Raw genomic sequence first — 20,604 nt, 5'->3', positions numbered from 1 at the left:
AGAGGCGGGTATCTTGACCCGAACGCATATGCCAGAGGTGGGTTTCCGCCGGCTTGTGGGCCGGCGAGCCGCTTTTCCGCCCGGACTACCGGGCCCGGACTTCTACGCCTGGGACGGGCCGCCGTCACGCAGCAGGCTCTGGCCGAACTCCACCATCTTCCGGGCGTAGTCCTCGGTCCACCCGGCCCGCTCGCCGATCGTCGCCGGGGTCAGCCGGTCGAAGCGCTTGGGGTCCGCGAGCTGCGCCGCCGCTATGGCCTGGTACTCGCTCGCCCGGTCCGCCGCCGCGCGGAAGGCCAGCGCCAGCTCCGTCGACCGGGTCAGCAGCTGCCGGGGGTCGTCCATCGACTCCAGGTTGAAGAAGTGCTCCTCGTCCTCGACGGTCGCGGCAGGCTCGAAGAGCAGCTGCGCCGGTTTCATCCTGCGGTCGGCGCGGTCTGCGCGGTCGCCGGTGGCGCCTTGAGCCGTGTGCGGCTCGGACATGTACGTACCTCCAGGTTCGTCAGCGCCTTCTATTGTCCCGCCCCGCGCAAGTAGGCGGAAAGCACTGCTCGGACAGGCAATGTCACCGCGGGATGCGAGACTCTCCCGGGTGAGCGATACGCGGGATCTTCGGGAGCGGCTGGCCGGGCTACGGGGCCCGGCGGTGCCGCCGCGCGCGATGGACGCGCGGGCCCTGGCAGCCCTGGCGGCGAACCCCGGGTGCCGGCGGCGCGCGCTGCTGGACGCGGCGGGGGTCGACAAGGGCGCGGTGGCACAGGCGCTGGGCAATCCGGCGCCGTTCGGGCAGTCGCAGTTCGCCTTCGCGCGGGGGCACGCCTTCGAGGCGCGGGTGAAGGCGGACGGCTATGCCGAGCTGTTGCGCCTGCTGCGGGCCGAAGGCGGCGACGTGGCGCTGCCCGAGCTGACGGCACCCGGTCCCGAGGGCCGCGTGGCCCGTACCCGGATGGCGCTGGAGGAGGCGACCGCCGCGGGCCGCTGGGCGCTGCTGGACCACCCCCTCCTGAAGCTGGAGGTGGCGGGCTCGCCGGCGTACCTGGAGCCGGACGCGGTCGCCGTGCGGCCGGACGGCACATGGACGGTCGTCGAGATCAAGTCCTTCCCGATACTGGACGGTTCGGCCGACTCGGTGAAGGTCGGCGCCGCCGCCCGCCAGGCCGCCGTCTACGTCCTGGCGCTGGAAGGGCTCGGGGTCGGCGGTGCTCGGCCCTCCCACGACATCCTGCTCGTCTGCCCGAAGGACTTCTCGAATCTGCCGACCGCGCAGCTCGTCGACGTCCGCAAGCAACTGTCCGTGACCCGGCGGCAGTTGTCCCGGCTGACCCGGATCGAGGAGATCGCCGCCGCGCTTCCCGAGGGCACGACCTTCGACCCCGGCGTCGGCCAGGACCGGCTGTACGAGGCGGTGGACGCGGTCCCGGCTGCGTATGCCCCGGAGTGCCTGGCCGCGTGCGAACTGGCTTTCCACTGCAGGGACCGGGCCCGCGCCTGCGGCTCCGTGGAGATGCTGGGCCGAGGGGTGCGGGGCGAGTTGGGCTCCCTGACCACGGTCGAGCAGGTGCTGGCGGCCGCCCTCGGCACGGACGGTGACCCGGCCGACCCGGCGGTGGAGGCGCTGCGCCGGGCGGCCGCGCTGCGTGCCGAGGCCATCGAGGGGGCCCTGGAATGTCGCTGATCACCACGCTGGCCCGGGCCGAGGCCGTGGCGACGGGACGGGCCACGCCGCTGGCCACGGTCCGGCACCGCCACCTCTCCGAACGGCCGCTCGTCCTCGTCCCGCTGACCACGGCCGGCGAGGTCGGCGCACCGCTGGGGGCCCTGGTCGGCACCGTACGGGAGGAGCCCCGGCTGCTGGTGGTGCCGCAGCCGCGCGACCGCGACCTGCGCTTCGCCTTCCTGTCCGAGCTGGCGCAGGTGGTGCTGCCGTACGTCGAGGCGTACGCCGACCAGGTCGAGGTCGAGCCGGCCACCCGCAACCGCGAAGAGTCCGAGGTCTGCGCCGACGCCCCGCAGCTGATCGTGCCGAATTCGGCGGCCGCCGACTACGTGCGGCTGCTGGGCCGCTCCACCCGCTTCCGCCGCACCGCCGAGGAGGACCCGGAAACGCCCTTCCCGGTGCCGGCCCGGGTGCCGCTGCTCGGGCGGTGGCTGACGCATTACGGCGAGCGGGCCCGTACCCCCGGCTCGTCGCTGCTGCTGGCGATGACCGAGCTGCTGACCCGGCACTGGGCGACCGGCCAGAGCAACCTGGAGGACCAGCACCTCGGCGCCCTGCTGGCCTGGATCGACCCACCCGAGGGCCTGACCGGCGCGGCCGCCGCCCGCCGCGCCGAGTCCGGGCGCGGTGCGGACGGCCTGCTGCTCTTCCCGCCCGCCGGCCCCGCCACGGACCCGGTGTTCGACAACACGGTCCTGGCCCCCGCCATGAAGCGCTACGACGCCGGGCTGACCGGCGCCGAGCAGCGGATACGGGAACTGGTCGCCTCCCAGCTCCGCCCCACCTGGGACGCCGTCTGGCAGGGCCTCGACCTGCTGCGGGCGTTCGGTGAGGGCGGCAGGGTCGAGGAGCGCTGGAAGCGGGACCGCTGGTCGTACACCGGCCACCGGGACCGGGTCCGGGCCGGGGAGCCGCCGCAGCCGCGCCGGGACAACGCGGTCGCGGCGGCGCAGAAACTGGCCGGGCGCGAGACGGCGCAGGCCCGCCTGGCCGCGGCGGAGGCGCTGGACGACCCGCTGGTGATGGCTGGCCGGCGGCTGGCCGGCGAGGCCTTCGCGGGCGAGGTCGCCGAGGTGGAGATGGCGTACAGCGAGGGGAAGATCCCCAAGCCGCGCCCGCTGGTGACCGTCCTGACCGGCGACCGCCCGCACCTCGACCCCGACGCCAAGCTGTTCCGCGCGCTGCCGGGAGGCAAGACGCAGCAGGGGCAGTTCTTGGAGTGGGCCGGGCCCGGCGCGGCTGTCGTACGGCTGGTCAACGGCATGGGGCGCGGCAGGGAGCCGGAGCCCGGGTCCGTCCCGGAGAAGGGCGACCGGGTCTGCTGGACGCTCTTCGAGCACGCCCCGCGCGGTGGGGCCGAGCTGCCGGACCCGGAGGACACGCCGTGGACGCACGGGGGCCCGCCGCAGGCCCCGGGTGAGGCGACCCCGGAGACTCCGAACGCCCTGAACACACTGGAGGCCCTGAACACCCTGAACGCCCTGGACAGCCCCGATCCCGTGACCGCGGAGGACTACCTGTGACGACCGCCGCCGCCGAGGCCGCCGCCGCAGCTACCGAGCGCATCCTCCACGACACGCTGTACGGCACGGCGCGCGGCGTCGTCGTGGACTCGCCGCCCGGCGCCGGCAAGTCCACCCTCGTGGTGCGCGCGGCCCGCGAACTGGTCGCGGCCGGCGAGTCGCTGATGGTGGTCGCCCAGACCAACGCCCAGGTCGACGACCTCGCCGACCGGCTCGCCACCGCCGACCCCGACCTGCCGATCGGGCGGCTGCACGGCAGCGACTCGCCCCCGGACCAGGTGCTGGACGGCCATCCGTCGGTCGTGAAGTCGACCAAGGCCGGGGACCTGGCCCAGCAGAAGGTGGTGATCGCGACCGCCGCGAAGTGGGCCTTCGTGAAGGACGTCGAGCCGTGGCGGCACGCCATCGTCGACGAGGCCTACCAGATGCGGTCGGACGCGTTGTTGCAGGTCGCCGGGCTGTTCGAGCGCGCCCTGTTCGTCGGCGACCCCGGGCAGCTCGACCCCTTCAGCGTCGTGGGCGCCGACCAGTGGGCCGGACTCAGCTACGATCCGTCGGCCAGCGCGGTCGTGACGCTCCTCGCTCACAACCCCGGCCTCCCGCAGCACCGGCTGCCCGTCTCCTGGCGGCTCCCCGCCTCGGCGGCCCCGCTGGTCTCCGACGCCTTCTATCCGTACACGCCCTTCCGCAGCGGCACCGGGCCCGAGGACCGCCGCCTGTCCTTCGGCGTCCCCTCGGACGGTTCGGGCCCCGACCGGGTCCTGGACGAGGCCGCCGTCTCCGGCTGGGGGCTGCTGGAGCTTCCGGCCCGGCACACCCCGCGTACGGATCCGGAGGCGGTACGGGCCGTCGCCCTCGTCGTACGCCGCCTCCTCGACCGCGGTGGCGTCGCTGTCTCCGAACGCGGTACGTCGCCGCTCACCGCCGACCGCGTCGCCGTCGGCACCGCCCACCGCGACCAGGCGGCCGCGGTCCGGGCGGCGCTGGCCGAGGTGGGGGTGGCCGGGGTCGCCGTGGACACCGCGAACCGGCTCCAGGGGCGGGAGTTCGACGTCACCGTCGTCCTGCATCCGCTGTCCGGGCGGCCCGACGCGACGGCCTTCCACCTGGAGACGGGCCGCCTGTGCGTCCTGGCCTCGCGGCACCGGCACGCCTGCATCGTGGTCTGCCGGGCGGGGGTGGCCGAGCTGCTGGACGAGCATCCGTCGACCGAGCCGGTGCAGCTCGGGGTGACGGTGAAGTTCCCGGACGGCTGGGAGGCGAACCACGCGGTGCTGGCGCATCTGGCCGAGCACGCGGTGCGCTGGCGACCCTAGGCCAAGGCTTTACGTCCTCCGGTCCGAAGCCTTCAGGACCTGCGCCGCAGGATCTGCGCGTCGGCCGGGTCCGCCGGGGCGACGTCGCGCGAGCTGGCGACGACCACGGACGTGGAGCCCGATCCGGGCCGGGCGGAACGGCGGCTCCGCAGCGCGTCGTGCGCGAGGTCGACGCGCCGGAGCACGGGCCGGGTGAGGGCGTAGCCGATGCCCATGACGAGGGCGCCGGCCACCGCGTCCAGCAGGTAGTGGTTGGCGGTGCCCATGACGACGAGGGTGGTGCCCAGCGGGTAGAGGACGCCGAGCGCCCGCACCAGCGGCGAACGCCCGTAACGCCAGAGCATGATGCCGCACCACAGGGCCCAGCCCACATGGAGGCTGGGCATGGCCGCGTACTGGTTGGTGAGCCCGCCGAGCCCTCGCGGGGCGCTGGCGTCGTCGCCCCACCAGCCGTACGAGCCGTACTGGGCCATGGTGTCGATGAAGCCGTGCCCTGAGGAGAGCAGCCGCGGTGGGGCGGTGGGCATGAGGGTGAAGCCGATGAGCCCCATGAGGGTGGCGATCATGAGCCAGGTGCGGGCGAACCGGTAGGCCGTCGGGCGGCGCCGCCAGAGCCAGATCAGCACGATCGGGGTGACCAGATAGTGCAGCGAGGCATACCAGAAGTCGGCCGGCAGGCCGAGCGCCCGGTACTGGGTGAAGAGGGTGTTGAGCCACCGCTCCGGGTCGACGTCGATGGCCTGCTCGAGGTGAAGGACGTCGATGCCGTGGGCGAGGGCGTCGTCCACGTCGCCGCGTACGAGCAGGCGGCCCGTGCTGTAGAGACCGTAGACCACCGCGATCAGCGGCAGCTCGGTCCACCAGCGGAGCCGGCCCCGGTACGCGGAGGCGCGAGGCGCGGTGGCGGTGATCGTCATGCGACCGTTCTCCCCGTTCTTCCTCAGTGGAAGGTGATCGACGGTGTCCTAGGCTCTACCGTACGCCGTACGCTAGGGAACCGCTCAACCGCCCCGGTTATTCCTGGAAACCGACCATTGGTGCCAAGTTCAACAAGCTGTTGGCTTGGGCATGTGAGCAGGAGGACGCCCGGGGCATTGCCCGGGTTGCTCCCGGAAGCGAGAGAATCGAAGGAGGAACGCCCCGCCAGAACAGCGCCCACCGTCGAATTGCCCACCGTCGAATTGCCCACTGTCCAAACCGCCCACTGTCCAACCGCCCACGTCCCCGTATCGACCGGACACCCCCCATGACTGTCACCGAACCGGCCCGCTCGCCGCGGCGACGCCGCGTCCCCCGTAACACACTCAACCCCGACCGCATCCTCGACGCGGCCGTCTCCCTGCTCGACCGCGACGGCCCCGAGGCCTTCACCATGCGCGCCCTCGCCAACGAGCTGGGCGTCGGCACCATGGCGGTCTACTCGCACTTCCGCAACAAGGACGAGATCAACGACGCGGTGAACGAACGCCTGCTCAGCGAGATCGAATTGCCGGCCCCCGCCGGCAGCACCCCCCGCGAGCAGATTAGCGAGCTGTGCCGCAGCGTCTACCGACTTTTCAGCGAACACCCCGCCGCCCTGCCGCTGCTCACCAGCCGCCCCATGCGGGTCGACGAGGCCATAGCCGTCATCGACCGCCAACTCGGGCTCCTGCTGGCCGCCGGCCTCAGCCCGGCGGACGCCGCCCGCGCGCAGACCGCGATCATGCACTACACGGTCGGTGCCGCGCTCTGGGCGGTCCGCCGCCGGCAGGCGGAAAGCGGGGAGTGCGAGGGACACGGCGTACGCGAGAAGTTCCGCGAGCGGCTCTCCGACCTGCCCCCGGACCGCTACCCGTCGCTCAGGGGCCTCGTGCCGGAGCTGCTCGCCGCCCAGGACACCGGCATCGCGCAGTTCGAGCACGGGCTCAACGGCCTCTTGAGCGGCCTGCTGCCCGCGTAGGGGATGATGGAGGGCCCTCGTCCCGGAAACCCGGAATCCCGGAAGGCACTCCCGCATGGCTCCCCGCATCCTGCTCGTCCGCCACGGCCAGACGGAGTGGTCGGTCTCCGGCCGCCACACCGGCCGTACGGACATCCCGCTCACCGACGCCGGACGGGACACCGTGCGACGGCTCGGCGAGCGGCTGCACCGCGCGCCCTGGGAGGACCTGCTGTCGTACGCCGAGGTCCGGACCAGCCCGCTGGTGCGCGCGAGCGAGACCTGTGAACTGGCCGGCTTCGGCGACCGGGCCAAGGAGTGGGACACGCTGATGGAGTGGGACTACGGCGCGTACGAGGGCCTCAAGCCCGACGAGATCCGCGCCGACCGTCCCGACTGGAACATCTGGCGGGACGGCGTCCCGGGCGGCGAGACCCCCGACGGCCTCGCCGCCCGCGCCGACGAGGCCGTCGACTGGGCCCGTTCCACCGCCGACCGCGACGTTCTCGTCTTCGCCCACGGCCACTTCCTGCGTATGCTCGCCGCCCGCTGGCTCGGCCTCCCGGCCGCCTCCGGCGGCCTGTTCAGGCTCGAGCCGGCGTCGTTGTCGGTGCTGGGGTGGGCGTACGGTGCCCCGGCCGTGGAGCGCTGGAACGACACGGGGCACCTGGACTGACCGTCAGCGGGGGGCGGTTACGACCAGAGCGTGCCGCCCGCGTAGTCGGACGCGATGACGGTCTTCACACCTGACTCGATGGTGGTGTCGGCGAGGATGATGCCGAGCTCGCGGTTGCTGTTGAGCGAGGTGCTCGAGAAGTTCTGGGAGCCGACGAAGACCTTGGCGGTGGAGAGGCCGTAGTCCGCGACGATGGCCTTGGCGTGGATGTAGAGCGACGCGGTGTCGGCGTAGGTGCTGACCTTCACCCCGGCGGCGGTGAGGGTGTCGAACTCGCTCGCGTAGTCGTCGCTGCTGTTGGTCATGACGACGCGGACGTCGACACCACGGTTCTCGGCGGAGACCAGGGCGTTGACGACCGTGCTGTACCCCATCTCCTGGGCCTCGATCCACAGGCTGCTGGTGGCGTTGTTGATGAGGGCCAGAAGCTTGCTCTGGGCGTCGGTCGGGCTCCAGACCAGGTTGTCGCCGTCGCCGGGGGTGACGGTGGTGCCGGCGTAGTCGGCGGTGAAGACGGTCTCGATGGCCGTGATGTCGGCGGTGTCGGTGTCGACGACGGTGTAGTTGCGGTCCGCCGAGTAGTACTGGGAGGTGAGGTTGCCGCTCATCACCAGGGCGGTGGTGCCGTCGACCACCATCGACTTCTCGTGCGTGTAGTAGTACTTCGAGCTGGACCACGCCACGCCGACGCTCTTGCCCTTGAGGTAGGTGTAGGCGGTCTGGTTCGTCGACTTCTTCCGTACGTCGAGGATGACGCGGACGGTGACGCCCTTCGCCTCGGCGGCGGCCAGGTCCTGCTCGGCGGTGGTGTCGACCAGCTCGTACATTGTGAGGTCGATGCTCTTGGTGGCCGAGGTGATGTAGCTGTAGATCGCCGAGACGTTGGTGTCCGGCTGGACGATGAGGCGGTAACTCGCGGCGGCCGACGCTCCGGAGGTGCTGCCGGCGACGAGAGCGAGTGCGGCGGTGATCGCGGTGCCGGCGGCGATGCCCAACCGGCGGAGGGGGGAGCGAATCACGGGTTCCTCCTAGGAGTGGATGTCGTCAACGCGCGTAGAAAGGCGGCGAGTTGACTTCCTGGGAACGTGATACGCGTGTCATGTAACCGTCACAAGTCTGCTGGGCAATGCCCGAGTTACACGCGTAGAATCAGTTGGCAAAGACAGGTTTCGCACAGGTGGAGCACAGAAGGGGAGGGCACCCCGGGTGGGGTGCCCTCCCATCGATCGCGTACCAGGTCAGCAGCCGGGTTTTTGGCGGGCCGGCCGGGTCAGCCGGTGTAGGCGGCGAATGCCTTCGAGAAGGCGTTCGCGTCCTGGACGATCGAGCTGCAGGTCGCGTCGGCGTAGTTCTTCGCACCGCCGGAGCACTGCTTGTCGCGGGTCGCGGACCACATCGAAAGCCAGCCCAGGCCCTTCGACTTGGCGAAGTCCACCAGCTGCGTCGCGTCGCTCACCGTGAAGATCTCGCTGCTCACGTCATTGACACCCAGCATCGGCGTCACCGCCACGGCCTTCCACGCCGCCGAGTCCGACAGTCCGAGCACGCTCTTCACCTGCGCCTGCGTCGCGGTGGCGGCGTCGATCGCGTAGCCGCCCATGTCCCCGCTGAACGAGGCCCCGTAGTCCATCGCCATGATGTTGACGGCCGAGATGGCGACGCCGTTCGACTTGGCGTTGGAGAGGATGTTGATGCCGTCCTGCGTCAGCCCGGTTGGCATCGCCGGGAGCGTGTACGACACGTCGAGACCGCTGTGGCTCGCCTGCAGCTGCGCGATGGCCTTCGCGCGCAGCGTGTTGGCGGCGGTGTTCGCGATCGCGCCGCCCTCGACGTCGAAGTCCACCTTCTTCAGGCCGTACGTGTCGATCACCTTGCCGTACGCCGTCGCCAGCGCCGAGGCCGACGAGCACGTCGTCGCCAGCTCCGAGCCCGACGCCCCGCCGAACGACACCCGCACGTCACCACCGGCCGCCCGCAGCGTCCCGATCTGCGCCGCCACCGCGTCGCTGGCCAGGTCGGTCACCCCGCCCCACTTCGGCGTACAGCTACCGCCGTCCACGATGAAGGCCAGGTTGTACTGCTTCACGCCGGTGGCCTTGGAGTTGGCGACCAGGTCGAAGGCGGGGTAGAGCGACGTGTCCACGTACGGGGCGAACGCGGCGTTGGAGGCGGAGCCCGAGCCCGAGGTGGAGGTCGCGGTGGCGGTGGGGGTCGCCGACGCGGTGGGGGTGGCCGAGGCGGTGGCGGTGGGGGTCGCCGTGGGAGTGGCGCTGGCGCTGGCTGTCGGCGTCGCGGATGCGGTCGGGCGGCTGCTCGGCGTCGCGGTCGGGCCGCTGTCGACCGAGCACTTCACGTCGTTGATCAGGCAGTTGACCGGATCGGCCGCCTTCGTGGACGCGGACGTCACAAACCCGACGCTCACCGACTTTCCGGCGGCTATGTCATTGTTCCAGCTCTCCGCCTTGACGGTGACCTGCTGACCGGAGGTCGTGTAGGTCCCGTTCCACAGCGAGCTCAACGTGGTGCCCGCCGGCAGCTCGAACTTCAGCGTCCAGCCGGACAGCGTCGAGCCCGTGGAGTTCGTGATCTCGTACTGGCCCGTGTAACCGCTCGTCCAGTCGCTCGTCTTGCTGTACGCGGCCCCGACCGAGGCGGCCTGCGCGGTGCCCGCGAGCGCGAACCCGCCACCGACGACGGCCGCGCCCGCGGTGAGGCCGGCGATGAGCTTTGTCTTACGGTTGGCCGTGCGGTGACGGTGTGAATTCCTCATGGGGCGGGACGCTAGCGCGCCTGATTCGGACAAACGTCCTGTTCAGGTCGGGCCCCGAACTCCTTATGCCGCGCTTAAGGAACCCATGGGAGCCGGTTAAAGGTTCAGACCACCGCCCCGGTCCCGGCCGCTTCTTCCTCCCGAAGTGGGACCGGGCAGTCGAGTCAGGCCCGGACGAGGCGGGCGCGGCGGCGGCGGGCGAGCTTGTGGCCGCGCCGGCCGGCGCCGGCGGGGGCGCGGAGGGCGAGCCAGACGCGGATTTCGGCGCCGCCGAGGACGGAGGGGCCGACGCGGACGTCGCCGCCGGTGGATTCGGCGACGCGGCGGACGATGTCGAGGCCGAGGCCGGTGGAGCCGACGCCGCCGTCGCCCTGGCCACGCCGGAGCGCGGCGGCGGGGTCGCGGATGCCGGGGCCGGCGTCGGAGACGAGGACGATGACGGCGTCGTCGCTGCTGTGGACGTCGACCGCGAAGGCGGAGCCTTCCGGGGTGTGGCGGAAGACGTTGCCGAGCATGGCGTCCAGCGCGGCGACCAGCTCCGCGCGGGCGACCGGTACGCGGACCGGACGCTCGACGCCCGCCGTACGAGCCGTACGGCCCTGGTCCTCCGCGAGGGCGGACCAGAAGGCCATCCGCTCGCGGATGACTTCGGCGGCGTCGCAGCCGACGGCCAGGGGGCCGCCGGTCGCGGACTGCTGGGCGCGCGCGGTGCGGATGATCTGGTCGACCTCGCGCTCGAGTTGGGCGACCGCTTGCCGGGTCTGCTCGCCCGCAGGGCCGTCGCCGAGCGAGGCCGCGTTGAGCCGGAGCACGGTCAGGGGCGTACGCAGCCGGTGGGAGAGGTCGGCGGCCAGCTCACGCTCGTTCGCGAGGAGTTGGTTGACCTGGGCGGCCATGGCGTTGAAGGCGACGGCGGCCGACCGCAGTTCGGTGGGCCCTTCCTCCGGCACGCGGACCGCGAGGTCACCGCGTCCCAGGTCGTGGGCCGCGCCCGCGAGCCGCTTCGCCGGGCGGACCATCCGCGTGCCGAGCCGGTCGGCGACCGCGACCGAGCCGACGATCAGACCGATGCCGACCGCGCCCAGGACGAGCCACGAGGCGGTGACGCCCCGGGTGACGTCCGCGTCGGGTACGAAGACCTCGACCACGGCCACCGACCCCGAGCTGACGGCGGTCGGCTGCAGCAGCGCGTATCCGCCGGGTACGGAGACGGTCGAGGCCCGGCCGAGAGCGGACGCGGTGTCCATCGCGGCGTCCGTGGCGTGCGGCTTGCCGATCTCGACCCCGGCGGAGCCCTCGGTGGCGGGGATGTGGACAGCGATTCGCCCGTCGGCCCCGGCCTGGGTGGAGGCGACGGCCTTCTCCAGCTCGGTGCGGTCCGTGGTGATCGCCAGCGCCGGGCCGACCGCGGCCGCCTGGCGCTCTGCGTTGGTGAGGGCCCGGTCGCGGGCCATCTCCTTCACGACCAGGGCCAGCGGCACCGCGAAGGCCACCACGACCATCGCGGTCACGGCCACACACACCTTGACCAGTGCCCATCTCATACCTGCGGCTCCGGTGGCTCCAGCTTCACGCCCACGCCCCGCAGAGTGTGCAGGTAGCGGGGCCTCGCGGCCGTTTCGCCCAGCTTCCGGCGAAGCCAGGACAGGTGGACGTCTATCGTCTGGTCGTCGCCGTACGACTGCTGCCACACCTCCGCCAGCAGTTCGCGCCGCGCCACCACCACCCCGGGGCGTGCCGCCAGGAAGGACAGCAGGTCGAACTCCCGCCGGGTCAGGTCCAGCCGGGCCCCGTCCAGCGCGGCCTGCCGCCGCAGCACGTCGATCTGCAGCCCCCCGACCCGCATGACCTGGGTCTCCTCGCGGACCCGCGACCGGCGCAGTACGGCCGACATGCGCGCGGAAAGGTGTTCCACGGAGAAGGGTTTGATCAGGTAGTCGTCGGCGCCCGCGTTCAGGAGCCGTACGACCTCGGTCTCGTCGTCCCGCGCGGTGGCGATGATCACCGGCACGTCCGTGATGCCCCGCAGCATCTTCAGGGCCTCGGCCCCGTCGAGGTCGGGCAGTCCCAGGTCCAGGATCACCACGTCGAAGCCGACCTGGGCGACCTCGCGCAGCGCCTCCAGTGCCGTTCCCACGCTGCGTACGGAGTGTGCGGCCTCTGAGAGATGACGAATCAGCGCAGACCGCACGAACTGGTCGTCCTCGACGACGAGCACACTTGCCATGGCCCGCACGGTAGCCCATTCGGGGGACACGTACCGGGGCGCGTAAGGCACCATAGGCCAAATGTTGAAGGGACTGGCGCACGCCGGAGCGTGGACCATGGCGACGAGCGCCGCCGTGGCGATGTCGTGGTTCGGCGTGCACCACGTGCTCGCCGGCACCGCGTACGACCCGCCCCGAGCCCTGCCCATAACCGAGCAGGTGGCGGCCTCGGCATCCCCCTCGGCCTCGTCCACCAGCCGCCCGGCGCAACGGAAGAAGGCCTCGCCGTCCGCCTCGGCCTCCGTGTCGAGCACGCCGGAGCAGCCCAAGGGCAGCAGCTCACCCGCGACGGCGTCGACCGGCACCACGGGCAACGTGCACAGCTACCCGGTGCAGGGCGGCCGGGTCACCTTGGACCTCGGCGACACCTCGGCCTCGCTGGTGTCGGCAACCCCGGAGGCCGGCTGGCAGATGAAGGTCTGGACGCAGACCGAGTGGATCCGGGTCGACTTCACCTCGCCCTCGGGCACCACCGTGTCCTCGGTCTTCTGCACCTGGAACGGCCACCCGCCGACGGTCCAGACGTACGTTGCGGGGGGCTAACGGAACACCGACTCCGGCGGCGCCGGGGACGCCGCGGCCGTCGCGTCCGTGACCGGTGCCGCACCACCCGCGAAGTCGTCCAGCGCCCGCCCGTGCTCGACCCTCCCCGGGTGCGGGTCGGAGGCCACCCGCCGGGTCAGCTCGGCCACCGGGAGCTCGGTGTCCCCGGCCAGCAGGATCGCGTTGCCGAAACGGCGGCCGCGCAGCATGGCCGGGTCGGCGGCGACGCAGGCGTACGGGAAGGCGGACCGTACGGTGGCTATTTGCGACCGCAGGAACGCCAGCGGGGCGCCGTCCGCCGCGTTCGCGGCATAGAGCCCGCCGGGCCGCAGCGCCCGCCGTACCTCGGCAAGGAATTCGGTGCTGGTCAGATGGGCCGGCGTCCGGGCGCCGCTGAACACATCCGCGATCACCAGGTCCGCCCAGCCGTCCGGCACCTTCGCCAGCCCCGCCCGGGCGTCACCGCCGCGCACCTTGATCCGCCATGTACGGTCCCACGGCAGCTCCCGCCGGACCAGCTCCACCAACGCCGTGTCCGGCTCCACGACCTGCTGCGTCGACCGGGGCCGGGTCGCCGCCACGTACCGGGCGAGCGTCAGCGCGCCTCCGCCGAGGTGCAGCACCTGCAACGGGCGGCCCGGGGGTGCGGCCAGGTCGATGATGTGGCCGAGCCTGCGCTGGTACGCGAAGTCCAGATACTCCGGGTCGTCCAGGTCCACATGCGACTGCGGCGCCCCGTCGATCAACAGCGACCACCCCCGCGCCCGCTCGCGGTCCGGCACGAGCTCGGCAACGCCGCCACCGACGGGTGTGCTGACGCTGTCGGGGGTGCGCTGCCGCTTGCTCTTGCCTGCCACGCCTCCATTATCCGGGTTGGGGAGGCCGGCCCAACCCGGCCACGGACGCGAGGTTGCCAACGCACCGACGGCGGGTCCGGGGCTACTGGCCCCGGCTACAGGCCGTCGACCAGCTCGATGGTGCGCGCCGCCTCGCCCAGCGCAGCGCGCAGCACCGCCGGGTCGGTGACCGGGGTGTCCGTGTGCGGGGGGACGAGCCAGCCGGTGCCGGCGACGGGGGGCTCTCCGGCGAGGGAGAGGCCGCGGCCGTTGGTCTGGGTGCAGGCGCTGCCGGGCATGTCCCAGCCGTCGGCGGTGCCGGGAGGGACGAGGAAGCCGAGGCTGTCGCCGGAGGAGTCGTGGAGGACGGGGCCGACGCCGGTGCGCAGGCGGAGGATGTCGACGGCCTCGAGGCCCTGGCGGGAGGGGACGGTGACGAGATCGCAGGGCTCGGGTTCGCCCGGCGGGAGCGCGCTCCGATCCTCGCCGGGGCTGTGCCGGCCGGTGGAAGCCGACCTCTGCGTCCCACTGGTGTCCAACACGGCACGTCCTCCTCGGAGCCGGACCACGGATACGTTGTTCAACGCGCCGCCGCGTCAACGGCTACGCCCTCCTAACGCCGCAAGGGGTGGCGTTTCATGGCGAATGCAGGGTGAGATATCCCTTTTGTAGCCAAACTCCCGGTGATGGCCCGGTGACAGCGAGTACGGTCTCCGAACCACCCGCACCACCGCACCGTGCACCGGGAGTTCGGCCATGGCGTCGTCACCCTCCATTCCCAACGCCGCCTTCCGGCAGCTGCGCGGCGGACTCTCGCCCGGAGAGTTCGCCGCCGCCGTGCGCCGGGCGGCCCGCGAGATCGGCGAACAGGTCAGCTGCGACGCCCGTTACATCGGGCGCGTGGAGTCCGGGGAGATCAGGTGCCCCAACTACGCCTACGAGCGGGTGTTCCGGCACATGTTCCCGGGGTACTCGCTCGGCGACCTGGGCTTCGAACCCCGCGAGGCGGTCCGGGGGCGGCGCGGCACAAGCAGTGCCCCGCTGACGTATCAGACCGACGACACGACCGACGACACGACCGACGAGGAGAGCGACGTGCTGCGTCGCGCGTTCATGACCGGCGGCCCGGCCGCCGCCGTGGCAACGACCCTGGCCCTGGGGGCGCCCACGCTCGCCCAGGCCGCGCCCGCGCACCGGGTGGGCAGGACCGAGGTGCGGGCCGTCGAGGAGGCCGTCCGCACGATCCGGCTGCACGACGACCGGCACGGCGCCGACGGCCTCTACCAGCAGGCCGGCCAGTCCCTGCGTACCGCTTACCGGCTGCTGGACGAGGGCTCCTACAGCCAGTCCGTCGCCGACGGCCTGCAGGCCGGGGCGGGCGAACTCGCGATCTCCGTCGGCTGGCTGGCGCACGACTCGGGCCGCTTCGCCGACGCCCGTTCGTACTATGCCGAGGCGCTGGCCACCGCCCGCATGGCCGGCGACCCGGCGCTGGAGGCGCACGCCTTCTGCAACGCCGCCTTCCTCGCCCGCGACGCCGGCCGCCCCCGCGAGGCGGTGCGCGCCGCGCAGGCCGCCCAGCAGGCGGCCCGGCGGCTGGGATCGCCCCGGCTGCTGTCGCTGCTCGCGCTGCGCGAGGCGGGGGGCCGGGCCGGGCTCGGCGACCGTACGGGCTGCGAACGCGCCCTGGTCCGGGCCCAGTCGCTCTTCGGGCGCGGCACCGGCGACGCCGACCCGGAGTGGATGTCCTTCTTCGGCGAGGCCGAACTCGCCGGCCTGGAAGCCCAGTCCTGGGCCGCCCTCGGCGACCACCGCCGCGCCGCCGAGCAGGCCCGCCGCGCCGTCGGCCTGCAGGACCCGCACTTCGCCCGCAACACCGCCCTGTACGGTGCCGAACTCGCCGGTGACCTCGCCGCCGCCGGCCGCCCTGACGAGGCGGCCGCCGCCGGGTCACGGGTCCTGGACCTGCTGGGCAGCCGGGTGCACTCCACCCGCATCCGCTCCATGCTGGACGGCGCCGCCCGGGTCATGCGGCCGTACCGCCGCGAGGCCGGCGTCGCGGACTTCCTGCACAGGGGGCGGTGGTGACGGCCTGGCGCGGCGGCACCCTCGTTCCACCGCGCCAGGCCGCGCTCTACGCGCCCGCCTCAGGCGCCGGAAGTTCACCCGTACGGGCGACCTGGGCGTACCAGTGGGCGCTGGACTTGGGGATACGAGCCTGGGTGTCGTAGTCGATGAACACGGCGCCGAAGCGCTTGCTGTAGCCGTACGCCCACTCGAAGTTGTCCATCAGGGACCACAGGAAGTAGCCGCGCACATCGGCGCCGTTGTCGACGGCCTTGAGGACGGCGTCGAGGTGACTGTGCAGATAGGCGATCCGCTCGGGGTCGTGGACGCTGCCGTCCGGGCCGGGGATGTCCTCGTACGCGGCGCCGTTCTCGGTGATGAGCAGCGGCAGGCCGGGGAAGTCGCGGGTGCAGCGCAGCAGCAGGTCCGACAGGCCGGTGGCGTCGACGGACCAGCCCATGGCGGTGCGCGGGCCGTCGGCCTGGTGGAAGGCGACGTCCTCGGCGGCGGGCCAGGGGGAGTGGTCGCTGGCGCCGTGGCCGTCGTTTCGGGCGTTGTCGGGGTCACTGTCGGTGGCCGCTGATACCACTGTGGGTGCGTAGTAGTTGATGCCGAGGAAGTCGAGGGGGTGGCGGTGAATGGCGGCCAGGTCGCCTTCGCGTACGAAGTGCCAGTCGGTGAGGCGTTCGGTGTCGCGGAGCAGGTCCTGCGGGTAGGCGCCCTTGATCAGCGGGCCGGTGAAGACCCGGTTGCCGACCGCGTCGATGCGGCGCGCCGCGTCCAGGTCGGCGGGGGAGTCGGTCAGCGGACGGATCTGATGCAGATTCAGGGTGGCCGCCACCTGGGCGCGGGCGGGCAGGGTGTCGCGCAGCGCCGCCGCCGCCCGGCCATGGGCGAGGTTGAGGTGGTGCGCGGCGCGCAGCGCGGCGACCGGATCCGTGCGCCCGGGCGCGTGCACGCCGGATCCGTAGCCCAGGAAGGCGCTGCACCAGGGCTCGTTGAGGGTGATCCAGTGCTCGACGCGGTCGCCCAGCGCCTCGCCGACGATGCGTGCGTAGTCGCCGAAGCGCTCCGCCGTGTCGCGCTGCGGCCAGCCGCCCGCGTCCTCCAGCTCCTGCGGGAGGTCCCAGTGGTAGAGGGTCACGGCGGGCTGGATGCCGTGCTCCAGCAGCTCGTCGACCAGCGCGCGGTAGAAGTCCAGGCCGCGCTGGACGGCGGGCCCGCGTCCGGTCGGCTGCACCCGGGACCAGGAGACCGAGAAGCGGTAGGCGCTCAGCCCGAGGTCGGCGATGAGCCGCACATCGTCACGGAAGCGGTGGTAGTGATCGGCGGCCACATCGCCCGTCTGGCCCTCGAAGACCTTCCCGGGCGTGCGGCTGAAGGTGTCCCAGATCGACGGGGTGCGGCCGTCCTCGGCCGCCGCGCCCTCGATCTGGTACGCGGCGGTGGCCGCGCCCCACAGAAAGCCGGAGGGGAACTGGCGGCTGGTGGTGGCGGCGGTGGCGGTGGCCGGCCGGGTGTCGGACGCAGTCATTACGGGAGCGCTCCCATCGGATCGTTCGGAAAGTACGGGCCTTGCAGCCCCGGTTCAGCCCTTGACGGCACCTTGCATGATTCCCCCGACGATCTGCTTGCCGAACACGACGAACACCAGCAACAGCGGAAGCGTCCCCAGCAGCGCGCCGGCCATGACCACCGACTCGTCCGGGACATAGCCATGGGCGAGGCTGGTGAGAGCCACCTGGACGGTCGGATTCTCCTGGGTGAGCGCGATGATCGGCCAGAAGAAGTCGTTCCAGGCGAAGACGAAGGTCAGCATCCCCAGCACGGCCATCGCGGGCCGCGCGACCGGGAAGACCACATGCCAGACGATCCGCATACTGCTCGCCCCGTCGACCCTGGCCGCCTCGATCAGCTCGGTCGGCAGCGCCTGCGTCAGGTACTGCCGCATGAAGAAGACCCCGAAGGCGCTCACGAAGGTCGGCAGGATCACGGCCTGCAGATGGTTCGTCCAGTCCAGCTTGGCGATCCACAGGAACATCGGTACGACGCTGAGCTGCGGCGGCACCATCATGGTGGCGATCACCAGCATCAGCAGCACCGTCTTGAAGCGGAACCGCAGCTTGGCGAAGGCGAAGCCGGCGATCGTCGAGAACAGCACCGTGCCGATGGTGATGCTGCCCGCCACCACCGCAGAATTGAGCAGCGCCTGGCTGAGGTTGGCATCGGTCCAGGCGGTGCCCAGGTTCTTGAACAGGTTCGCGCCGAACCAGAGCGGCGGCGGCGTCTGGGACAACCGGCCGCTGGTGCGCGATGCCGCGATCGCCGTCCAGATGAGCGGAAAGAGCGAGACCGCGGTGAAGACGATCAGCACGGCATAGGTGACCGGCCCGGCGTGCATCTGCTTGCCGGCCTTGGATTTGGTCGTGAAGGTGGCGTTGGACCTGGGCTTGGTCCGCGCCTGGCGGGTGGAGGAGAAGACAGCCATTCGGACCCTCACTGGCTCTTGCGCAGCCAGCGGGCGGCCAGCCCGTTGACGGCGGCGATCAGCAGCAGGAGCAGGAACATCGTCCAGGCGATGGCCGAGGCCCGCCCGAGGTGGTAGTTGGTCCAGCCCTGCTCGTACAGATACAGGCCCAGCGTCTGGAACTGGTGGGCGGAGCCGCCCTTTTCACCGCCGGTGCCGCCGAACAGATACGGCTCACCGAAGAGCTGGGTCGCGCCGATCGTCGAGACCACGATGGTGAAAAGTATCGTCGGCCGCAGCATCGGCACCGTCACATGGCGGAACTGCTGCCAGCGCGAGGCGCCGTCCAGTGCCGCCGACTCGTACAGGTCGCTCGGCACCGCCTGCATGGCGGCCAGATAGATCAGCGTGTTGTAGCCGGTCCAGCGCCAGATCACGATCGAGGAGACCGCGATCTGCGAGGACCAGGTGCCGGCCCGCCAGTCCGTGTGCCCGAAGCCGAGATGGCCGAGGACCCAGTTGATCATGCCGTAGTCGGTGCCGAACATCAGCGTGAAGACCAGGGCCGCGGCGGCCACCGAGGTGGCGTACGGGACGAGCATCGCGACCCGGAAGAAGGTGGAGCCGCGCAGCCGGTAGTTGAGCAGATGGGCCAGGCCCAGGGCCATGAGCAGCTGCGGGACGGTGGAGATCACACCGATGGTGAAGGTGTTCCGCAGCGCGTTCCAGAAGAACTCGTCCTGGAAGAGCCGGGTGTAGTTGTGGAAGCCGACGAACTCCCGCGCGTCGAGGTTGGTCAGCTCCACCCGGTAGAAGGACGACCAGCCGGTGTAGATCAGCGGGAAGAGCCCGAAGGCGACGAAGAAGAGGAAGAAGGGCGAGACAAAGGCGTACGGGCTGCCCTTGACGTCCCAGCGGTAGAGGCGGCTGCGCCACTTGCGCCGACGCGCCGCCGCCGGGTCGTGGTCGGCAGGCCGGCGCCGCGCCGCCTCGTCGCGCGGGGCCGCGCCCCCCTGTGTGGGGGACGCGGTCGCGTCTGCGATGTCGGAGAGTTCCGAAACCATGCCGGTCACTGGTCCAGTGCGTTGTTGATTTCCTTGACGGCGGCGGCCCAGCCCTGCGCCGGGGTCTTGCCCTGCTGCTCGACCTGCAGGATGCCGACGTCGGTGATGGCCGTGTAGATCTGCTGGTCCTTGGGCCCGATCACCAGCGTCGGGATGCTCTTGGCCGCGCTTGCGAAGATCTCACCGATCGGGGCGTTGTTGAAGTAGGCGTGCTTGGCGTCCTTCACCGCGGGCAGGTCGTACGCGCCCGGGGCGCTGGGGAAGCTGGCCTGCTTGGCGAAGACCTTGGCCTGCTGCTCGGGAGCGGTCAGCCAGGCGGCGAGCTTGACCGCCTCGGCCTTGTTCTTGCCCGCCGAGGGAACCCCGATGAAGGAGCCGCCCCAGTTGGCGGGCTTCGGCGCGGCGGCCACGTCCCACTTGCCCTTGCCGGAGTCGCCGGACTTCTCCTGGATGTAGCCGAGCATCCACGACGGGCAGGGCAGGCTGGCGAACTTGCCGTTGGCGAACGCCTGGTCCCAGGCCTTGTCGAAGAGCTTCAGCTTGCCGGTCAGACCGCTGGTCGACGCCTCCATGGCCAGGTTCCAGGCCGTCTTCACCGACGGGCTGGTCTTGTAGACGACCTTGCCGCTGCTGTCGTAGTAGCGCTCGGAGTAGCTGTTGCTGACCGCCTGGTAGAGGCCGGCCGCCGAGTCCATGAAGGTCGTGCCCTTGGGGGCGTTCTTCTTGTACGTCTGGCCGGCGGCGATGTACTTGCTCCAGTCGCCCGCCCACAGCGCGCCGACCTTCGTCCGGTCGGTCGGCAGCCCGGCCTTCTTGAACAGGTCCGTGCGGTAGCAGATCGCCATCGGGCCGATGTCGGTGCCGAGCGCCACCGTCTTGTTGTCGGCGGTCGTCGCCTGCGCCCACTTCCAGGGCAGGAAGTTCGACTTCTCGACGCCGGAGGCCTTGGACAGGTCCTCGAACTTCGCCGCCTGGGTGGAGACGACCTCGCTGATGTTGCCGACCTCGATGGCCTGGATGTCGCTGAGGCCGCTGCCGGCGGCGAGGTGGGTGAGCAGCTGGGGGTAGTAGGTGTCGTTCCGCTCGATCACGTTCTCCTTGATCGTGATGTTCGGATGCGCCTTCTCGTACTCGTCGTACAGCCCGGCCTGCTTGTAGCCGAAGACCCCGAAGGTGCCGACGGTGATCGTGGTCTTCCCCTTGCCGCCGGAGGAGCCGGGGCTCGAGGTGTTGCCGCTGTCCGACGAACAGCCGGCGAGCAGGCTCGCGCCCAGCGCGGCCACTGCCGCAAGGGCGACTGCGGCGGTCCGGCCGCTTCGGTGCCGGTGCGACTTCGTTGTCGTGCCCATTCGGTCCTCCGGGACGGTCTGCGTGCGGGATGTGTATGCGTTCGCTACTGTGGGAGCGCTCCCATGCGTGATGTGTTGAAGGGTCGCCGTT

General features: G+C 71.6%; 19 protein-coding genes. 7 read left to right on the top strand and 12 right to left on the bottom strand.

Annotated features, from left to right (window positions below):
* Nucleotides 1-102: 102 nt before the first annotated feature.
* A complete protein-coding gene (locus ACFXJ5_RS16405; protein WP_384631058.1) occupies nucleotides 103-483 on the bottom strand; it encodes a hypothetical protein in 381 nt (126 codons plus the stop codon).
* Here ACFXJ5_RS16405 and ACFXJ5_RS16400 point away from each other — a divergent pair.
* From ACFXJ5_RS16400 to ACFXJ5_RS16390, 3 genes are read left to right on the top strand one after another with little or no spacing between them, the layout of a single operon-like run.
* Entirely contained in the window at nucleotides 482-1,675 is a 1,194-nt protein-coding gene (locus tag ACFXJ5_RS16400) for a hypothetical protein (RefSeq protein ID WP_384631057.1), read from the top strand. The genes ACFXJ5_RS16405 and ACFXJ5_RS16400 overlap by 2 nt on opposite strands.
* The gene (locus tag ACFXJ5_RS16395; protein ID WP_384631056.1) at nucleotides 1,666-3,240 is read left to right on the top strand and encodes a hypothetical protein; all 1,575 of its coding nucleotides are present in this window, start codon (nucleotides 1,666-1,668) and stop codon (nucleotides 3,238-3,240) included. Before ACFXJ5_RS16400 ends, ACFXJ5_RS16395 begins: the two co-directional genes overlap by 10 nt.
* On the top strand, nucleotides 3,237-4,556 hold the full coding sequence (locus tag ACFXJ5_RS16390) for an AAA domain-containing protein (RefSeq protein WP_384631055.1): 1,320 nt from the start codon (nucleotides 3,237-3,239) through the stop codon (nucleotides 4,554-4,556). Before ACFXJ5_RS16395 ends, ACFXJ5_RS16390 begins: the two co-directional genes overlap by 4 nt.
* Nucleotides 4,557-4,588: 32 nt before the next feature.
* Here ACFXJ5_RS16390 and ACFXJ5_RS16385 read toward each other — a convergent pair whose 3' ends face one another.
* Complete coding sequence (locus ACFXJ5_RS16385) at nucleotides 4,589-5,473, bottom strand: phosphatase PAP2 family protein (RefSeq protein ID WP_384631054.1); 885 nt, start codon at nucleotides 5,471-5,473, stop codon at nucleotides 4,589-4,591.
* Between the two features lie 329 nt (nucleotides 5,474-5,802).
* On the opposite strand from ACFXJ5_RS16385, the gene ACFXJ5_RS16380 reads away from it, so the two are divergent.
* Both ACFXJ5_RS16380 and ACFXJ5_RS16375 read left to right on the top strand, forming a co-directional pair.
* Nucleotides 5,803-6,495 (top strand): TetR/AcrR family transcriptional regulator, encoded by a 693-nt coding sequence (locus tag ACFXJ5_RS16380; protein WP_384631053.1) that lies wholly within the window; start codon nucleotides 5,803-5,805, stop codon nucleotides 6,493-6,495.
* A gap of 55 nt (nucleotides 6,496-6,550) precedes the next feature.
* The gene (locus ACFXJ5_RS16375; RefSeq protein WP_384631052.1) at nucleotides 6,551-7,150 is read left to right on the top strand and encodes a histidine phosphatase family protein; all 600 of its coding nucleotides are present in this window, start codon (nucleotides 6,551-6,553) and stop codon (nucleotides 7,148-7,150) included.
* A gap of 17 nt (nucleotides 7,151-7,167) precedes the next feature.
* On the opposite strand, the gene ACFXJ5_RS16370 is transcribed toward ACFXJ5_RS16375, so the two are convergent.
* From ACFXJ5_RS16370 to ACFXJ5_RS16355, 4 genes are all read right to left on the bottom strand, one after another.
* Nucleotides 7,168-8,169: a phosphatidylserine/phosphatidylglycerophosphate/cardiolipin synthase family protein gene (locus ACFXJ5_RS16370; protein ID WP_384631051.1), complete on the bottom strand. Its 1,002-nt coding sequence runs from the start codon at nucleotides 8,167-8,169 to the stop codon at nucleotides 7,168-7,170.
* Nucleotides 8,170-8,420: 251 nt separating this feature from the next.
* Nucleotides 8,421-9,920 carry a cellulose binding domain-containing protein gene (locus tag ACFXJ5_RS16365; protein WP_384631050.1) on the bottom strand — a complete coding sequence of 500 codons (1,500 nt, stop codon included), beginning with the start codon at nucleotides 9,918-9,920 and terminating at the stop codon, nucleotides 8,421-8,423.
* Nucleotides 9,921-10,084: 164 nt separating this feature from the next.
* Nucleotides 10,085-11,464, bottom strand: a complete 1,380-nt coding sequence (locus ACFXJ5_RS16360; RefSeq protein WP_384631049.1) for an ATP-binding protein — start codon at nucleotides 11,462-11,464, stop codon at nucleotides 10,085-10,087.
* Nucleotides 11,461-12,147, bottom strand: coding sequence for a response regulator transcription factor (locus tag ACFXJ5_RS16355; protein ID WP_384631048.1), 687 nt, complete (start codon nucleotides 12,145-12,147; stop codon nucleotides 11,461-11,463). Before ACFXJ5_RS16355 ends, ACFXJ5_RS16360 begins: the two co-directional genes overlap by 4 nt.
* 61 nt (nucleotides 12,148-12,208) lie before the next feature.
* On the opposite strand from ACFXJ5_RS16355, the gene ACFXJ5_RS16350 reads away from it, so the two are divergent.
* Entirely contained in the window at nucleotides 12,209-12,730 is a 522-nt protein-coding gene (locus ACFXJ5_RS16350; RefSeq protein WP_384631047.1) for a hypothetical protein, read from the top strand.
* Here ACFXJ5_RS16350 and ACFXJ5_RS16345 read toward each other — a convergent pair.
* Both ACFXJ5_RS16345 and ACFXJ5_RS16340 read right to left on the bottom strand, forming a co-directional pair.
* Entirely contained in the window at nucleotides 12,727-13,587 is an 861-nt protein-coding gene (locus ACFXJ5_RS16345) for a spermidine synthase (RefSeq protein ID WP_384631046.1), read from the bottom strand. The two genes, ACFXJ5_RS16350 and ACFXJ5_RS16345, sit on opposite strands and share 4 nt — an antisense overlap.
* 95 nt (nucleotides 13,588-13,682) lie before the next feature.
* Nucleotides 13,683-14,105, bottom strand: coding sequence for a hypothetical protein (locus ACFXJ5_RS16340; protein WP_384631081.1), 423 nt, complete (start codon nucleotides 14,103-14,105; stop codon nucleotides 13,683-13,685).
* Between the two features lie 217 nt (nucleotides 14,106-14,322).
* Here ACFXJ5_RS16340 and ACFXJ5_RS16335 point away from each other — a divergent pair, with 217 nt between their 5' ends.
* A complete protein-coding gene (locus ACFXJ5_RS16335) occupies nucleotides 14,323-15,654 on the top strand; it encodes a tetratricopeptide repeat protein (RefSeq protein WP_384631045.1) in 1,332 nt (443 codons plus the stop codon).
* 46 nt (nucleotides 15,655-15,700) lie between these two features.
* Here the strand turns inward: ACFXJ5_RS16335 and ACFXJ5_RS16330 are convergent, their stop codons facing one another.
* From ACFXJ5_RS16330 to ACFXJ5_RS16315, 4 genes are all read right to left on the bottom strand, one after another.
* Nucleotides 15,701-17,167 (bottom strand): GH1 family beta-glucosidase, encoded by a 1,467-nt coding sequence (locus ACFXJ5_RS16330; RefSeq protein ID WP_384631044.1) that lies wholly within the window; start codon nucleotides 17,165-17,167, stop codon nucleotides 15,701-15,703.
* 54 nt (nucleotides 17,168-17,221) lie between these two features.
* Nucleotides 17,222-18,034, bottom strand: coding sequence for a carbohydrate ABC transporter permease (locus ACFXJ5_RS16325; protein WP_384631080.1), 813 nt, complete (start codon nucleotides 18,032-18,034; stop codon nucleotides 17,222-17,224).
* A gap of 95 nt (nucleotides 18,035-18,129) precedes the next feature.
* Entirely contained in the window at nucleotides 18,130-19,164 is a 1,035-nt protein-coding gene (locus ACFXJ5_RS16320; protein ID WP_384631043.1) for a carbohydrate ABC transporter permease, read from the bottom strand.
* A 5-nt stretch (nucleotides 19,165-19,169) separates the two neighbouring features.
* Complete coding sequence (locus tag ACFXJ5_RS16315) at nucleotides 19,170-20,513, bottom strand: extracellular solute-binding protein (protein ID WP_384631042.1); 1,344 nt, start codon at nucleotides 20,511-20,513, stop codon at nucleotides 19,170-19,172.
* Nucleotides 20,514-20,604 lie beyond the last annotated feature (91 nt).

The sequence above is a fragment of the Streptomyces sp. NPDC059373 genome, assembly GCF_042751495.1.
Classification (GTDB): Bacteria; Actinomycetota; Actinomycetes; order Streptomycetales; family Streptomycetaceae; genus Actinacidiphila.
This window is presented reverse-complemented; position numbering and strand designations above follow the sequence as displayed.

Excerpts from the sequence above, each read along its gene's own strand:
- ACFXJ5_RS16400 (WP_384631057.1), top strand. The coding sequence starts at position 482 with ATGTACGTACCTCCAGGTTCGTCAGCGCCTTCTATTGTCCCGCCCCGC.
- ACFXJ5_RS16405 (WP_384631058.1), bottom strand. The coding sequence starts at position 483 with ATGTCCGAGCCGCACACGGCTCAAGGCGCCACCGGCGACCGCGCAGAC.
- ACFXJ5_RS16395 (WP_384631056.1), top strand. The coding sequence starts at position 1,666 with ATGTCGCTGATCACCACGCTGGCCCGGGCCGAGGCCGTGGCGACGGGA.
- ACFXJ5_RS16385 (WP_384631054.1), bottom strand. The coding sequence starts at position 5,473 with ATGACGATCACCGCCACCGCGCCTCGCGCCTCCGCGTACCGGGGCCGG.
- ACFXJ5_RS16380 (WP_384631053.1), top strand. The coding sequence starts at position 5,803 with ATGACTGTCACCGAACCGGCCCGCTCGCCGCGGCGACGCCGCGTCCCC.
- ACFXJ5_RS16375 (WP_384631052.1), top strand. The coding sequence starts at position 6,551 with ATGGCTCCCCGCATCCTGCTCGTCCGCCACGGCCAGACGGAGTGGTCG.
- ACFXJ5_RS16365 (WP_384631050.1), bottom strand. The coding sequence starts at position 9,920 with ATGAGGAATTCACACCGTCACCGCACGGCCAACCGTAAGACAAAGCTC.
- ACFXJ5_RS16360 (WP_384631049.1), bottom strand. The coding sequence starts at position 11,464 with ATGAGATGGGCACTGGTCAAGGTGTGTGTGGCCGTGACCGCGATGGTC.
- ACFXJ5_RS16355 (WP_384631048.1), bottom strand. The coding sequence starts at position 12,147 with ATGGCAAGTGTGCTCGTCGTCGAGGACGACCAGTTCGTGCGGTCTGCG.
- ACFXJ5_RS16350 (WP_384631047.1), top strand. The coding sequence starts at position 12,209 with ATGTTGAAGGGACTGGCGCACGCCGGAGCGTGGACCATGGCGACGAGC.
- ACFXJ5_RS16335 (WP_384631045.1), top strand. The coding sequence starts at position 14,323 with ATGGCGTCGTCACCCTCCATTCCCAACGCCGCCTTCCGGCAGCTGCGC.
- ACFXJ5_RS16330 (WP_384631044.1), bottom strand. The coding sequence starts at position 17,167 with ATGACTGCGTCCGACACCCGGCCGGCCACCGCCACCGCCGCCACCACC.
- ACFXJ5_RS16325 (WP_384631080.1), bottom strand. The coding sequence starts at position 18,034 with ATGCACGCCGGGCCGGTCACCTATGCCGTGCTGATCGTCTTCACCGCG.
- ACFXJ5_RS16320 (WP_384631043.1), bottom strand. The coding sequence starts at position 19,164 with ATGGTTTCGGAACTCTCCGACATCGCAGACGCGACCGCGTCCCCCACA.
- ACFXJ5_RS16315 (WP_384631042.1), bottom strand. The coding sequence starts at position 20,513 with ATGGGCACGACAACGAAGTCGCACCGGCACCGAAGCGGCCGGACCGCC.